The sequence below is a fragment of the Microlunatus sagamiharensis genome, assembly GCF_900105785.1.
Classification (GTDB): Bacteria; Actinomycetota; Actinomycetes; order Propionibacteriales; family Propionibacteriaceae; genus Microlunatus; species Microlunatus sagamiharensis.
In genome coordinates this window covers 3,039,101-3,052,960 of record NZ_LT629799.1, presented here as the reverse complement: position 1 = coordinate 3,052,960, position 13,860 = coordinate 3,039,101, and the positions used below count along the sequence as shown (strand labels likewise).

13 protein-coding genes are annotated in these 13,860 nt (G+C 73.3%); 10 read left to right on the top strand and 3 right to left on the bottom strand.

Annotated elements, in window-relative coordinates; genetic code table 11:
• Positions 1–127 precede the first annotated feature (127 nt).
• The 5 genes from ileS (at position 128) to BLU42_RS13990 (ending at position 6,201) form a co-directional block, all read left to right on the top strand.
• Positions 128–3,367, top strand: coding sequence for an isoleucine--tRNA ligase (gene ileS / locus BLU42_RS14010; protein ID WP_231918166.1), 3,240 nt, complete (start codon positions 128–130; stop codon positions 3,365–3,367).
• Between the two features lie 149 nt (positions 3,368–3,516).
• A complete protein-coding gene (locus BLU42_RS14005) occupies positions 3,517–3,705 on the top strand; it encodes a DUF2795 domain-containing protein (protein WP_091075428.1) in 189 nt (62 codons plus the stop codon).
• An 89-nt stretch (positions 3,706–3,794) separates the two neighbouring features.
• On the top strand, positions 3,795–4,982 hold the full coding sequence (locus BLU42_RS14000) for a zinc-dependent alcohol dehydrogenase (protein ID WP_091075425.1): 1,188 nt from the start codon (positions 3,795–3,797) through the stop codon (positions 4,980–4,982).
• On the top strand, positions 4,979–5,899 hold the full coding sequence (locus BLU42_RS13995) for a Rieske 2Fe-2S domain-containing protein (protein ID WP_197680443.1): 921 nt from the start codon (positions 4,979–4,981) through the stop codon (positions 5,897–5,899). The genes BLU42_RS14000 and BLU42_RS13995 overlap by 4 nt, the downstream gene beginning before the upstream one ends.
• Positions 5,900–5,913: 14 nt before the next feature.
• A complete protein-coding gene (locus BLU42_RS13990; RefSeq protein ID WP_231918165.1) occupies positions 5,914–6,201 on the top strand; it encodes an acylphosphatase in 288 nt (95 codons plus the stop codon).
• A gap of 16 nt (positions 6,202–6,217) precedes the next feature.
• Here the strand turns inward: BLU42_RS13990 and BLU42_RS13985 are convergent, their stop codons facing one another.
• Entirely contained in the window at positions 6,218–6,847 is a 630-nt protein-coding gene (locus tag BLU42_RS13985) for a 5-formyltetrahydrofolate cyclo-ligase (protein WP_091075420.1), read from the bottom strand.
• On the bottom strand, positions 6,844–7,875 hold the full coding sequence (locus tag BLU42_RS13980) for a LacI family DNA-binding transcriptional regulator (RefSeq protein ID WP_091075416.1): 1,032 nt from the start codon (positions 7,873–7,875) through the stop codon (positions 6,844–6,846). The genes BLU42_RS13985 and BLU42_RS13980 overlap by 4 nt, the downstream gene beginning before the upstream one ends.
• A 159-nt stretch (positions 7,876–8,034) precedes the next feature.
• Between BLU42_RS13980 and BLU42_RS13975 the strand changes: the two genes are divergently transcribed.
• Positions 8,035–9,720, top strand: coding sequence for a glycoside hydrolase family 13 protein (locus tag BLU42_RS13975; RefSeq protein WP_091075412.1), 1,686 nt, complete (start codon positions 8,035–8,037; stop codon positions 9,718–9,720).
• 135 nt (positions 9,721–9,855) lie between these two features.
• On the opposite strand, the gene BLU42_RS13970 is transcribed toward BLU42_RS13975, so the two are convergent.
• Entirely contained in the window at positions 9,856–10,656 is an 801-nt protein-coding gene (locus BLU42_RS13970) for an Fpg/Nei family DNA glycosylase (protein ID WP_091075408.1), read from the bottom strand.
• Between the two features lie 175 nt (positions 10,657–10,831).
• On the opposite strand from BLU42_RS13970, the gene glp reads away from it, so the two are divergent.
• From glp to BLU42_RS13950, 4 genes are read left to right on the top strand one after another with little or no spacing between them, the layout of a single operon-like run.
• Entirely contained in the window at positions 10,832–12,151 is a 1,320-nt protein-coding gene (glp, locus tag BLU42_RS13965) for a molybdotransferase-like divisome protein Glp (RefSeq protein WP_091075404.1), read from the top strand.
• The gene (moaC, locus tag BLU42_RS13960) at positions 12,148–12,657 is read left to right on the top strand and encodes a cyclic pyranopterin monophosphate synthase MoaC (RefSeq protein ID WP_091075400.1); all 510 of its coding nucleotides are present in this window, start codon (positions 12,148–12,150) and stop codon (positions 12,655–12,657) included. The genes glp and moaC overlap by 4 nt, the downstream gene beginning before the upstream one ends.
• A gap of 32 nt (positions 12,658–12,689) precedes the next feature.
• On the top strand, positions 12,690–13,145 hold the full coding sequence (locus BLU42_RS13955) for a MogA/MoaB family molybdenum cofactor biosynthesis protein (protein ID WP_231918164.1): 456 nt from the start codon (positions 12,690–12,692) through the stop codon (positions 13,143–13,145).
• Between the two features lie 10 nt (positions 13,146–13,155).
• Entirely contained in the window at positions 13,156–13,806 is a 651-nt protein-coding gene (locus tag BLU42_RS13950; protein WP_269457991.1) for a GNAT family N-acetyltransferase, read from the top strand.
• The last annotated feature ends 54 nt before the right edge of the window (positions 13,807–13,860 follow it).

Genomic DNA, 13,860 nt, shown 5'->3' with positions numbered 1-13,860 from the left:
GGGTGGTACCGCGGTGGGTCCTCGGACGGGGGCCCGTCGTCCTCGTGGTCAGTGCACGAACGCGATCACGAGAGACACGCCGATGTACCCCAAGCAGAAGACCGGCCCTTCGACAGGCTCAGGGAACGTGGAGACCAGGGGCGGCGTCCCCGCGAGCCCGGACTTCCCGCGCATCGAGGAGGGCGTCCTCGCGTTCTGGAAGGGTGACGACACCTTCCGCGCCTCGGTCGCGAGGAACCCGACGGGCACGGACGGCGCCAACGAGTTCGTCTTCTACGACGGGCCGCCCTTCGCCAACGGCCTGCCGCACTACGGCCACCTGCTGACCGGCTACGTCAAGGACATCGTCCCGCGCTACCAGACGATGCGCGGGCGCCACGTCGAGCGGCGCTTCGGCTGGGACACCCACGGCCTGCCCGCCGAGCTCGAGGCGATGCGTCAGCTCGGGCTGAAGACCAAGGCCGACATCGAGGAGCTCGGCGTCGAGAAGTTCAACGCCGCGTGCCGGGAGTCCGTGCTGCGCTACACCGACGAGTGGCAGGACTACGTCACCCGCCAGGCGCGCTGGGTCGACTTCGACAACGACTACAAGACCCTCGAGCCCGACTACATGGAGTCGGTGCTGTGGGCGTTCAAGACGCTCTACGACAAGGGCCTGGTCTACGAGGGCTGGCGCGTGCTGCCCTACTGCTGGAACGACGAGACGCCGCTGTCCAGCCACGAGCTGCGCATGGACGACGACGTCTACCAGGTGCGCAACGACCCGGCCGTCACCGTCGGCTTCCGCCTCGAGACCGGCGAGCTCGCGCTGATCTGGACGACGACGCCGTGGACCCTGCCGAGCAACCTGGCGATCATGGTCTCCCCGGAGATCGACTACGTGGTCGTCGAGAGCGACTACACCGGCACGACCGAGCGCTACGTGATCGGCGAGGCGCGCGTGGCCGCGTACGCCCGCGAGCTCTTCGGCGACGCCGCCAAGGAGAAGGGCTTCGACTGGCAGTCCCGCGTCGTCGAGCGCCTCACCGGCGCCGACCTGGTCGGCCGCTCGTACGCGCCGCCGTTCTCCTACTACGCCGGCCACCCGCGTGCGCACCGCGTCGTCGTCGCCGACTTCGTCAGCACCGACGAGGGCACCGGGCTGGTCCACAGCGCCGGCGCCTTCGGCGAGGAGGACAAGGAGGTCACCGACCGCGAGGGCATCGAGGCGGTGATGCCGGTCGGGCCGGACGGGAAGTTCACCTGGCCGGTCGAGGAGTACGCCGGCATGCTCGTCTTCGACGCGAACCCGCACGTCATCGACGACCTCAAGACGGTCACCCGGGGCGGTGCCGCGGGCTCGGTCACGCCGGGCACGGTGCTGCTGCGCCAGGAGTCGTACGCGCACTCCTACCCGCACTGCTGGCGCTGCCGCAACCCGCTGATCTACAAGGCCGTGTCGAGCTGGTTCGTCGAGGTCACCAAGATCAAGCACCGCATGGGCGAGCTCAACGACCAGATCACCTGGGTGCCCGAGCACGTCAAGGACGGCCAGTTCGGCAAGTGGCTGGCCGGCGCGCGCGACTGGTCGATCAGCCGCAACCGCTACTGGGGCACGCCGATCCCGATCTGGGTCTCCGACGACCCGGCCCACCCGCGCACCGACGTCTACGGCTCGATCGCGCAGCTCGAGGCGGACTTCGGCGTGGAGGTCACCGACCTGCACCGCCCGTTCATCGACGAGCTGACCCGGCCCAACCCCGACGACCCGACGGGGCGCTCGACCATGCGCCGGATCGGCGACGTCTTCGACGTGTGGTTCGACTCCGGGTCGATGCCCTACGCCCAGGTCCACTACCCGTTCGAGAACGCGGGCTGGTTCGAGCACCACTACCCGGGCGACTTCATCGTCGAGTACATCGGGCAGACGCGCGGCTGGTTCTACACGATGCACGTGCTGGCGACGGCGCTCTTCGACCGGCCGGCCTTCTCCAGCTGCATCAGCCACGGCATCGTGCTGGGCAGCGACGGCGCCAAGATGAGCAAGTCGCTGCGCAACTACCCCGACGTGAGCGAGGTCTTCGACCGCGACGGGGCCGACGCGATGCGCTGGTTCCTCATGTCGAGCCCGATCCTGCGCGGCGGCAACCTCGTCGTCACCGAGCAGGGCATCCGCGAGGGCGTGCGCCAGACGCTCATCCCGCTGTGGAACGCGTACTACTTCTTCACCCTGTACGCGAACGCGGCCAACGGCGGCGCCGGCTACGAGGCCAAGATCAGCCGCGACTCCGAGCACGTGCTCGACCGCTACGTCCTGGGCAAGCTCGACGAGCTCGTCGCCGACCTCACCACGCGGCTCGACACCCTCGACGTCGCGGGCGCCTGCGACGCGGTGCGCGGCTTCCTCGAGGTGCTGAGCAACTGGTACATCCGGCGCTCCCGCGACCGCTTCTGGGACGGCGACTCCGACGCCTCGCACGCGGCGTTCGACACGCTCTACACGGTGCTCGAGACCGTGACCCGCGCGGCGGCGCCGCTGCTGCCGCTGGTGGGCGAGGAGGTGTGGCGCGGGCTGACGGGTGGACGTTCGGTGCACCTGGAGGACTGGCCGACGGTGGGCGAGGCGTCGGAGGACGCCGCGTCCCTGACCGCGGCGATGGACCGGGTCCGCGAGGTCTGCTCGACGGGCTCGGCGCTGCGCAAGGCCGAGGGGCTGCGCGTACGCCTGCCGCTGTCGCGCCTCACGGTGGTGACCGACGACCCCGCGGCGCTGGAGCCCTTCGTGGACCTCGTCCGCGACGAGCTCAACGTGCGGGCCGTCGACCTGGTCGCGGCCGACGACGAGGCGGCGGGCTCCTTCGGCGTGCGCCAGGTGCTCCAGGTGAACGCCCGGGCCGCCGGTCCGCGTCTGGGACGCGAGGTGCAGACCGCGATCAAGGGCAGCAAGGGCGGCGACTGGTCGGTCGACGCCGACGGTGGAGTTACCGCGGGCGGCATCGCCCTGCAGGCGGGGGAGTACACGCTCCTCACGCAGGTCGCCGAGACCGGCGCCGACGACCAGCGGGCGGTCTCGATGCTGCCCGGCGGCGGGTTCGTCGTGCTGGACACCGCGGTCACCCCGGAGCTGGCGGCCGAGGGCCTGGCGCGCGACGTCGTCCGCGCGGTCCAGCAGGCGCGTCGCGACGCCGGGCTCCAGGTGAGCGACCGGATCGCCCTCGTGCTCGACGGCGACGAGCGCGTGCGCGGGGCGCTGGAGCAGCACCGCGACCTCGTGGCCCGCGAGGTCCTGGCGGCGTCGGTCGAGATCGGGGGCGCGGTCCCGGACGGCTCGGCCGGGGTGGCCGTCGGCGACGGCCAGCAGGTGCGGCTGGCGCTCAGCCGGATCTAGAACCACCGAGCGTGACGACGCACCGGCGATCTCTGCGGAGGCCGTCGGCGCGTCGTCACTCCCGCTCGTGACGACCCCGTACGGGAACGGGGCGGGCCGGCGCGGTGCCGGGCTGATTGCGCCCCACCCGAGCCGGGTAGGGGAAGGGCATGGCTGACATCAACCCGATCCACCTGCAGAAGGCGCTCAAGGGCGCGAACTACCCCGCCAGCAAGGACGACCTCATCGCCACCGCCAAGGACAACGGCGCGGACGACGAGGTCATGACGTTCCTGAACGACCTGCCCGACCGTGAGTTCGGTGGCCCGAACGGCGTCACCAAGGAGATCAGCTCCTAGCACCCAGGCCCACCCGCCGTCGCACCGCCTGACCGGCGGTGCGACGGTGCAGGTGAGTCCCACCCGACACACCGACGGAAGGAACGGCCATGCGCGCCGTCACCTGGCAGGGCAAGCGGAACGTCTCGGTCGAGGAGGTGCCCGACCCCACGATCGAGCAGCCGACCGACGCCATCATCAAGATCACCAGCACCAACATCTGCGGGTCCGACCTGCACCTCTACGAGACCCTCGGCCCGCTGATGGACCGCGGGGACGTCCTCGGCCACGAGCCGATGGGCATCGTCGAGGCGGTCGGCAGCGAGGTCGGCGACCTCAAGGTCGGCGACCGCGTCGTCATCCCGTTCCAGATCTCCTGCGGGCACTGCTGGATGTGCACCCGCGGGCTCTACACCCAGTGCGAGACCACCCAGGTCCGCGACCAGGGCAGCGGCGCCGCGCTCTTCGGCTACTCCAAGCTCTACGGGCAGGTCCCGGGCGGGCAGGCGGAGTACCTACGCGTGCCGCAGGCGCAGTTCACCCACATCAAGGTCCCCGAGGGCCCCTCGGACGACCGCTTCGTCTACCTCTCCGACGTGCTGCCGACGGCCTGGCAGGCCGTGACGTACGCCGAGGCGCCGCCGGAGGGTTCGCTGCTGGTCCTGGGCCTCGGCCCGATCGGCGACATGGCCTGCCGCATCGCGCTGCACAACGACCCGGGCCGCACCGTCATCGGCGTCGACCTGGTGCCCGAGCGGCTCGAGCGGGCCCGCGCGCGGGGCGTCATCACCATCGACCTCAACGAGGCCGGGGACAACCTGCTCGAGGCCGTGCAGAGCCTGACCGGGGGTCGCGGCGCGGACGCGGTGATCGACGCCGTCGGCCTCGACGCCCACGGCTCGCCCAAGGCCAAGGTCGTGCAGACGATGGCCGGGCTGCTGCCCGACGCCGTCGCCGAGCCGCTGCTCAAGACCTCCGGGGTCGACAAGCTCGCCGCCTTCTACTCGGCGATCGAGCTCGTCCGCCGCGGCGGAACGATCTCGCTCAGCGGCGTCTACGGCGGGGCGGCCGACCCGCTGCCGATGCTCACGCTGTTCGACAAGCAGATCCAGCTGCGGATGGGTCAGGCGAACGTCAAGCGCTGGGTGCCCGACATCCTGCCGCTGCTGACCGACGACGACCCGCTGGGCGTCGACACCTTCGCGACGCACCACCTGTCGCTGGAAGAGGCCGCGCACGCGTACGAGATCTTCCAGAACAAGGAAGACGGCGCCGTCAAGATCGTGCTCAACCCGTGAGCCGCACCCGCACGCTGACGGCGGCCGCGCCGTTCACCCGGCTGCTGGACCGTCTCGTCGGCGCGATCGAGCACGCGGACTTCCTCGACCCGGTCGCCGCCCCGGTGGCCGCGGTCGAGCAGAAGATCGGCGAGACGCTGCCGTGGTGGAAGAACCTGATGAGCGGCACCTTCCTCGGCCACCCGCTGCACCCGCTGCTGGTGACCGTGCCGATCGGGTCGTGGACCGCGGCCGCCGCCTTCGACGTCGTCGGTGACCGCAAGGGCGCCAAGCGCCTGATCGGGCTGGGCATCCTCGGGGCGCTGCCGACGATGGCCAGCGGCGGCTCCGACTGGGCCTACACCAACGGCGCGGAGCAGCGCGTCGGCCTGGTGCACGCGAGCGCCAACTCGGCCACGCTCGGGGCGTACGCCCTCAGCTGGTGGGAGCGGCACCGCGGCAACGACGCCCGGGGCATCGCCTGGTCCGTGGTCGGCGCGACGACGATGGCGGTCGGCGGCTGGCTCGGCGGGCACATGTCCTACGCGCTCGGCGTCGGCATCGACACCACCGCCTTCCAGCACACCGACGAGGACTGGACCCCGGCCGCCGCGGCGGGCGAGGTCCGCGTCGGCGAGCTGACCGGCGGGGACGCGAACGGGGTGCCGGTGGTGCTCACCCGCCAGACCGACGGCACCGTCGTCGCCCTGGCCGACCGCTGCACCCACCGCGGCGCACCGCTGCACGAGGGCTCGCTCGAGGACGGCTGCATCGTGTGCCCGTGGCACGACAGCGCGTTCGCCCTCGACGGTGCCGTCGAGCGCGGCCCGGCGACGCGGCCGCAGCTGGCGTACGAGACCGTCGAGCGCGACGGGCAGGTGCTCGTGCGCCATAGCTCGGAGGAGCGCACCCTGCGCACCAACCCGGTCGGGATCTAGGTCAGGTCCTGAGCGTGGGCGTCCCGGACGTGGCGGTGGTCCGCCGCCACGTCCGGGTCACCGGTCGCGTGCAGAACGTGACCTACCGCGACTCCACCCGCCGCGAGGCCGAGCGGCTCGGCGTCGCGGGCTGGGTCCGCAACCTGCCCGACGGCTCCGTCGAGGCGGCGCTGGAGGGCCGGCAGGACGCGGTTGACGCCCTCCTCACCTGGATGCACCGTGGGCCGCTCCTGGCCGGCGTCGACGTCGTCGACGCGACCGTCGTGCCCCCGGAGGGCGACGAGGTGTTCCGGGTCCGCTGAGTCCCCTGGGTGGCGCTCAGGAGTACGGCGGGTCGCAGTCGAGCACGTCGTCGGGCGTGACGATGCGGTCCACGCGCCGGTCCCAGGGCTGAGCGGGGATGGCCTCGAGCACCTCGTCGCGGTTGAGGAGGACGAGCACCGGGGAGGCCTGGCCCGCGTGGGCGAGCGCGCGGTCGTACCACCCGCCGCCGCGTCCCAGCCGGTCGCCGTGACGGTTCGCGGCCAGGCCCGGGCACACCACGAGCTCGGCCTCGGGCAGCTGACGGGCGGGCAGCACCGCGCCGGTGGGCTCGAGCAGCCCCAGCGGGCCCGCCCGCAGGGCGTCCGGGCCCTCGTACGCCGCCCACGCAGGCCTGTCGAGCCGGGCCCCCGCGCCGTCGGTGAGCACCGGCAGCAGCACCCGCACCCGCCGGGCGTCGAGCCAGGCCACCAGGCGCAGCGTGTCCGGCTCGTCGCCCACCGAGAGGTACGCCGCCACCGTGTCGGGCAGGCGGTCGCCCAGCGTCGTCGCGAGCAGGGCGAAGCGGGCCTCGTCGTCCGCGGTCCGGTCGGGCTCGGGGCGCGACGCGCGCCGCCGCAGCACCGCGTCCCGCAGCGTCCGCTTGGCCCCGGCGAGCGCGGCCTGGTCGGCGTCCCCGGTGGTCATCGCGGTCCCGGCGTCGGCACGGGGCCGGTGGTCAGGCGGTGGACGACGCGGGTCGCGACCAGCACGTCCGGGTGCGTGGGCACCTCGCCGGCGGCGAGCATCAGCGCCAGGTCGGCCGCCTCGGTGCCCAGGTCGTCCACGGGCTGGGCCACGGTGCTGAGGCCCATGCGGGCGGCGTACGCGTGGTCGTCGAAGCCGATCACCGAGATGTCGCGCGGGGCGCGGACCCCGCCCTGGTCGAGCTCGACGAGCACGCTGAGTGCGAGGTCGTCGGAGTCGACGGCCAGCGCCGTGGGCGGGTCGGCCAGCGCGCGGTAGCTCCGGGCCACGAGCTCCCCGGCGTCAGGGCTCGGGGCCGACAGCACGACCAGGTCCTGCTCGGGCACGCCCGCCGCGGCCATCGCCCGGCGGTAGCCCTCGATCCGGCGGTCGGAGCTGAAGACGAACCCCGGCTGGCGCAGGTCGGTCCGGACGAAGCCGATCCGGCGGTGCCCGTGGTCGAGCAGGCTCTGCACGCCCTCCTGCATCCCGCCGGCGTCGTCGATCGCGACGCTCGGCACGCCGCGCACGCGCTGGTTGAGGTAGACCAGCGGCAGGTCGAGCGACGCCAGCCGGGCCCGCTCGGCGCCGGTGAGCTCGAAGGACGCCACGATCAGGGCGTCGACGTTGCGCCGCGCCGGCAGGCGGGTGAAGAACGCCTCGCGCTCCGCCGCGTCCTGCGTGCGGAAGATCGTCAGCTCTACGTCGGCCTGCGCGAGGCGGGCGTAGACGGCGTCGAGGACCGAGCCGCTGAACCACGTCCGCAGGGGGGCGCCGACCAGGACGCCGATGCGCCCCAGGCGCCCCCGGGCCAGGCCCGAGGCTGCCCGGGAGATGGCGAAGGAGAGCTCATCGGCCGCCGCGGTGACGCGGGCGGTGGTCTCGGCGGAGACGAGCGGGGAACCGCGCAGCGCACGGGAGACGGTGGCCACCGAGACCCCGGCCAACCGGGCCACGTCGGCCATGCTCGCGTGGCTGTCCGTCGGCACCGCACCCCCTGCCCGGGCAGGGACCCGGCCTGACGAGGAGGGTAACAAGGCCGCCCCGGACGCGTTGCGTACGAATGCCCGTCGTCCCTACGCTGAGGGCGCGCGCGACGGCACCGGACGCCCGCGGCGCTCCCGAACCGATCCTCGCGAGGACCAGCCGTGCCCTCTCCTGCTCCCGAGCAGCCCACCGACAGTCCCCAGCCCAGCCTCACCGACGTCAGCGGCGCGAGCTGGTGGCGCCAGGCGGTCGTCTACCAGGTCTACCCGCGCAGCTTCGCCGACAGCGACGGCGACGGGCTCGGCGACATCCCGGGCGTCACCTCGCGCGTCGGCTACCTCGCCGAGCTGGGCGTCGACGCCATCTGGCTCAGCCCCTTCTACCCCTCTGCGCTCGCCGACGGGGGCTACGACGTCGACGACTACCGCGACGTCGCGCCCGAGCTGGGCACCCTGACGGACTTCGACGCGCTCGTCGGGGCCGCGCACGCCGTCGGGATCAAGATCGTCGTGGACATCGTCCCCAACCACACCTCCAACCGGCACGCCTGGTTCCTCGCCGCGCTCGCCGCCGGCCCGGGCTCGCCCGAGCGGGCCCGCTACGTCTTCCGCGACGGCACGGGCCCGGACGGTTCGCTGCCGCCCTCGGACTGGCAGAGCCACTTCGGCGGCCGGGCCTGGACCCGGCTCGTCGACGCCGACGGCAACCCGGAGCAGTGGTACCTGCACCTGTTCGCCCCGGAGCAGCCCGACCTCAACTGGGACAACCGTGAGGTGCACGAGGAGTTCTTGACCACGCTGCGCTTCTGGGCCGACCGCGGTGTCGACGGCTACCGCGTCGACGTCGCGCACGCGCTGGCCAAGGACCTCTCCGAGCCGCTACGCAGCAAGCCCGAGACGCCCGGCGAGCTGCCGCTCGACGGCAGCGACCCGCTCTTCGACCGCAACGAGGTGCACGAGATCTACGCCGAGTGGCGCCAGGTCTTCGACTCCTACGACCCGCCGCGCACGGCCGTCGCCGAGGCCTTCTCCGCGCCCGAGCGCCGCGCGCTCTACGCGCGTCCGACCGAGCTGGGCCAGGCGTTCAACTTCGACCTGCTCAAGGCCGACTTCGACGCGGCGCAGTTCCGTGAGGTCGTCGACTTCTGCCTCGCGCAGGCGGCCGAGGCGGGGTCGTCGTCGACCTGGGTGCTGTCCAACCACGACGTCGTGCGCCACGCCTCGCGCTACGGGCTGCCCGCCGGCACCGACCTCGACGACTGGCTGATGACCGACGGCCTGGGCACCGTGCTCGACGTCGAGCAGGGCCTGCACCGGGCGCGCGCCGCGGTGCTGTTCATGCTCGCGCTGCCCGGCTCGGCGTACCTCTACCAGGGCGAGGAGATCGGTCTGCACGAGGTGGCCGACCTGCCGGCCGGGGCGCTGCAGGACCCGATCTGGCTGCGGACCCAGAACACCAAGAAGGGCCGCGACGGCGCCCGCGTGCCGCTGCCGTGGACGCGGGACGGGGCCACGTACGGCTTCGGCTCCGGCAACGCGTGGCTCCCGCAGCCGGCCGCGTGGTCGCGCATCGCCGTGGGCGAGCAGGTGGGCGACCCGACCTCGACCCTCGAGCTCTACCGCGCGGCGCTGCACGCCCGCCGTGCGCTGCAGACCGAGGAGTCCCTGGCCTGGGTCGAGACCGGCCGCGAGGACGTCGTGCACTTCGTCCGCCCGAACGGCTGGCACTGCGTCACCAACTTCGGCACGGAGCCGTACGCCCTCCCGTCCGGCGAGGTCCGCGTCGCGAGCGCGCCCGTCGAGGACGGCCGGCTCGCGGGCGAGTCGAGCGCCTGGTTCACCGCCTGATCGGGCTCCGGCGACAACGGGGACGATCTGGCACCGCTGCGGTGCCGGATCGTCCCCGTTGTGCGGCGCTCAGGTGCACGAAGCCCGCCCGAGGTCAGCGGCAGCGCCACATCCGCGCCTGGGGCTCGGCCGTCCTCACAGCGCGGGCTGGCAGTGCGGGCACCAGAAGAGGTTGCGCGCGACCATGACCGCGTGGGCGATCGGGGTGTCGCATCGGCGGCAGGGCTCGCCCGTGCGGCGGTAGACGTAGAACGAGTCGGCGCGGGTGGCGCGGCCGGAGCGGCGTACGCGGTCCTCGCGCTCGGTCGTGACGATGCGGCCGGCGCGCACGCCCGCCTGCATCAGCTTGGTCAGGTCGGCCCACATGTCGTCGAACACGGCCGGCTCGAGGTCGCGGCCGAGGACGTAGGGGTTCACGCCGTGGCGGTAGAGGATCTCCGCGCGGTAGACGTTGCCGATGCCGGCCAGCACGCTCTGGTCCATCAGCAGCGCGCCGATGGCGACCCGGGACCGGCCGATCCGCTCGCGGGCGGGCGTCGGGTCCGTCCTCGGCCGCAGCGGGTCGGGGCCGAGCCCGGCGGTGATCTCCTTCTTCTCCTCCGGCGTCACGACCTCGCAGCGGGTCGCGCCACGCAGGTCGAGGTACTCCCCGTTGCCCTCGATGCGCATCCGCAGCGCGCCGCGCGGCTCGGGCGCGGGCAGCGGACCCTGCGCGAACTTGCCGTAGAGGCCGAGGTGCACGTGCACGAGGACGTCGCCCGAGTAGCGGTGGAAGAGGTGCTTGCCCCAGGCGTCCGTGCCCTCGAACACCCGTCCGTCGATCAGCGCAGCCCCCTCGGCGAACCGTCCCTGCGGGCTCGACGCCGCCACCTCGTGCCCGGCGAACGCCTCCCGGTGCAGACGCGCGAACCGGTGGATCGTGTGGCCCTCGGGCACGCGGTGCTCCTTCTCTCGCCGGCGGACGCCGGGCCTCGTCGCGCCCAGGAGGCGCTGGGACATCCTTCACCGGACCCGGCGCCCGCGGACGCGACGCCTCTCGCGCGGGCGCACCGGGTCCGCGCCGCGGCGCGCGTACTGGGGCCGGTCCGCGCGCCCCCGTAGGGTGCCGACCATGCCCCTGTTCGGCCGCAAGAAGAACGACGAGGCGCTGCGGCACACCCCCGAGGTCGCGACGCTCCCCGAGCCGCCCGCGACCGGGCCCGACGGCCTGCGCACCCTCGAGCAGCACCGCGACTACCTGCTGTCCTGCGTCGAGGAGCTCATGCCCTTCGGCCAGCACGTGCTCGACGCCCTCGGCCTCAGCATCTGCGAGGACGTCACGTCCGGCATCGACCTGCCGCGCTTCGACAACACGGCGATGGACGGGTACGCCGTCCGTGCCGCCGACGTCCAGCACGCGACCGACGTGCGCCCCGTCCGGCTCCCGGTCGTCGGTGAGGTCCCGGCGGGCGCCTCGGCCCCGCACCGCCTGTCGCCCGGCACGGCGATGAAGATCATGACGGGCGCGCCGATCCCGGCCGACGCCGACGCGATCGTCCCCTACGAGGCGACCGACCGCGGCAGCACCGACGTCACCGTGAACCGCGCCAGCTCGCCCGGCCAGCACATCCGTCGCCAGGGCGAGGACATCGGCGTCGGCGACCTGCTGCTCGCCGCCGGCTCACGGATCGGCGTCCGCGACGTCGGCCTGCTCGCCGCCGTCGGCATCGACAAGGTGATGGTGCGCCCGCGGCCCCGCGTCGTGGTGATCTCCACGGGCTCCGAGCTCGTCGACCCCGGCCTGCCGCTGGACCCCGAGCAGATCTACGACTCGAACTCCTACCTCCTCGCGGCGGCGGCCAAGGACGCGGGCGCCCAGGTCTTCCGCGTCGGCCACGTCGGCGACGACCCGGCCTCGCTCAAGCAGCTCGTCTACGACCAGCTCGTCCGCGCCGACCTGATCATCACCACCGGCGGGGTGAGCCAGGGCGACTACGACATCGTCAAGGCCGTGATGCCCGAGCTCGGCGCGACGGACTTCGCCGCCGTGGCGATGCAGCCGGGCAAGCCGCAGGGCTTCGGCCTCATCGGCGAGGACCGGACGCCGATCGTCATGCTGCCGGGCAACCCGGTGAGCGCCTTCGTGTCCTTCGAGGCCTTCGTGCGTCCCGTCATCCGCAAGCTGATGGGCGTCACGCCGTACGTGCGGCCGGGCGTGCGGGCGACGGCGGCGCACGCGATGAGCTCGATCCCGGGCCGTACGCAGCTGGCCCGCGGGGTGGTGCGCGCCGACGACACCGGCGCCCGCAGCGTCGAGCTCGTCGGGGGGCACGGCTCGCACCTGCTGGGCGACCTGTCCAAGGCGGACGCGCTGGTGGTGCTGCCCCACGACACCGACTTCGTCCCGGCCGGCACCGAGCTCGAGGTCTGGCTGCTGGACCAGCCGCGATGAGCGCGACCGGTTCGGGAGACACGGCGGGCCCGGGCGGGCTGACGCATCTCAACGCCGCCGGGGAGGCCCGGATGGTCGACGTCTCGGCCAAAGAGGTCACCATCCGCACGGCGACCGCCGCAGGCCGCGTACGCCTCAGCGCCGCGTGCGTCGCCGCCCTGCGGTCGGGTGACGTGCCCAAGGGCGACGCCCTCGCGGTCGCCCGGATCGCCGGGATCATGGCGGCCAAGAAGACCCCCGAGCTCGTCCCGCTGTGCCACCCCCTCATGATCAGCGGCGTGGACGTGACCGCAGAGGTGACCGACGACGGAGTCGAGCTGCGCGCCACCGTCAAGACCAACGAGCGCACCGGGGTCGAGATGGAGGCCCTGACCGCGGTCGGTGTCGCCGGTCTGGCCGTGGTCGACATGGTCAAGGCGCTCGACCGCGACGCGGTGATCACCGACGTCCGCGTGATCGCCAAGTCCGGCGGGCGCAGCGGCGACTACCGGAGGGCGGGGAAGTGACGGTCCCGTCTGCCGGTCCCACCGCTCTCGTCGTGACGGTGTCGACGCGGGCCTCCGCGGGGGTGTACGAGGACCGCTCCGGCCCGATCCTGGTCGCCGGTCTCCGTGAGGTCGGCTTCGACGTGGGCGACCCGCTCGTCGTGCCCGACGGCGACGAGGTCGGCGAGGCGCTGCGCTCGGCCGTCGCGGCGGGACACGCCGTGGTGATCACCACCGGAGGCACCGGGCTCAGCCCGGACGACCACACCCCCGAGCAGACGCGCGCGGTGCTCGAGCGCGAGGTGCCGCAGCTGAGCGCGGCGATCGCGGCGTACGGGGTCGCGCACGGGGTGCCCACCGCGGTGCTGAGCCGTGGTGTCGCCGGGACGGTGGGCGGGACGCTCGTCGTCAACGTGCCCGGCTCCCGGGGCGGCGCCCGCGACGCGATGTCGGTGCTGGCGCCGGTGCTGCAGCACGCGGTGGCCCAGCTCCGCGGCGGGGACCACTGAGGCCCGTCCGGTGAGCTCCGGGTACAGCTACGGCACGCACCACTGGCCGGTCAGCCTGCGGCACGACCGCGTCGTGCTCTCGCCGATGCGGCGCCGCGACCAGCTGCCGTGGGAGCGTGTGCGCCGCCGCAACGCCGCCTGGCTCAAGCCGTGGGAGGCGACCCTGCCGCCGGGGTCGTCGGCCGGACCCACCTCGTACTCCGCGCTGGTGCGCTCGCTGACCCGCCAGGCCCGCGACGACCGGATGCTGCCCTGGCTCGTCTTCTACGACGAGCAGCCCGGGGGACCGGCCTCGCTCGCCGGCCAGCTCACGGTGAGCGGCATCGTCGGCGGGTCGGCGTCGTGGGGCCAGATCGGCTACTGGGTCGACCAGCGTCTCGCCGGGCGCGGCATCATCCCGACCGCGGTGGCGCTGGCCGTCGACTACTGCTTCTCGGTCATGCGGCTGCACCGCATCGAGATCGCGATCCGCCCCGAGAACGCGGCGAGCCTGCGCGTGGTGGAGAAGCTCGGCTTCCGCACCGAGGGGCTGCGTCCGCGCTACCTCCACATCGACGGCGACTGGCGCGACCACCTCGTCTTCGCGCTGAACGCCGAGGAGGTGGGCGAGGGCATGGTGCGCCGCTACGAGTCCCTGCGGGGCCCGACGGCGCCCGCCTGACTGAACTGTGACCTCCTCGACGGCGAGGTCACGCGACGATCACGCGACACACCC

Bases quoted from the DNA above. Each gene is read 5' to 3' on its own strand.
- BLU42_RS14005 (WP_091075428.1), top strand. From the start codon at position 3,517: ATGGCTGACATCAACCCGATCCACCTGCAGAAGGCGCTCAAGGGCGCG.
- BLU42_RS14000 (WP_091075425.1), top strand. From the start codon at position 3,795: ATGCGCGCCGTCACCTGGCAGGGCAAGCGGAACGTCTCGGTCGAGGAG.
- BLU42_RS13985 (WP_091075420.1), bottom strand. From the start codon at position 6,847: ATGACCACCGGGGACGCCGACCAGGCCGCGCTCGCCGGGGCCAAGCGG.
- glp (WP_091075404.1), top strand. From the start codon at position 10,832: ATGCCCCTGTTCGGCCGCAAGAAGAACGACGAGGCGCTGCGGCACACC.
- moaC (WP_091075400.1), top strand. From the start codon at position 12,148: ATGAGCGCGACCGGTTCGGGAGACACGGCGGGCCCGGGCGGGCTGACG.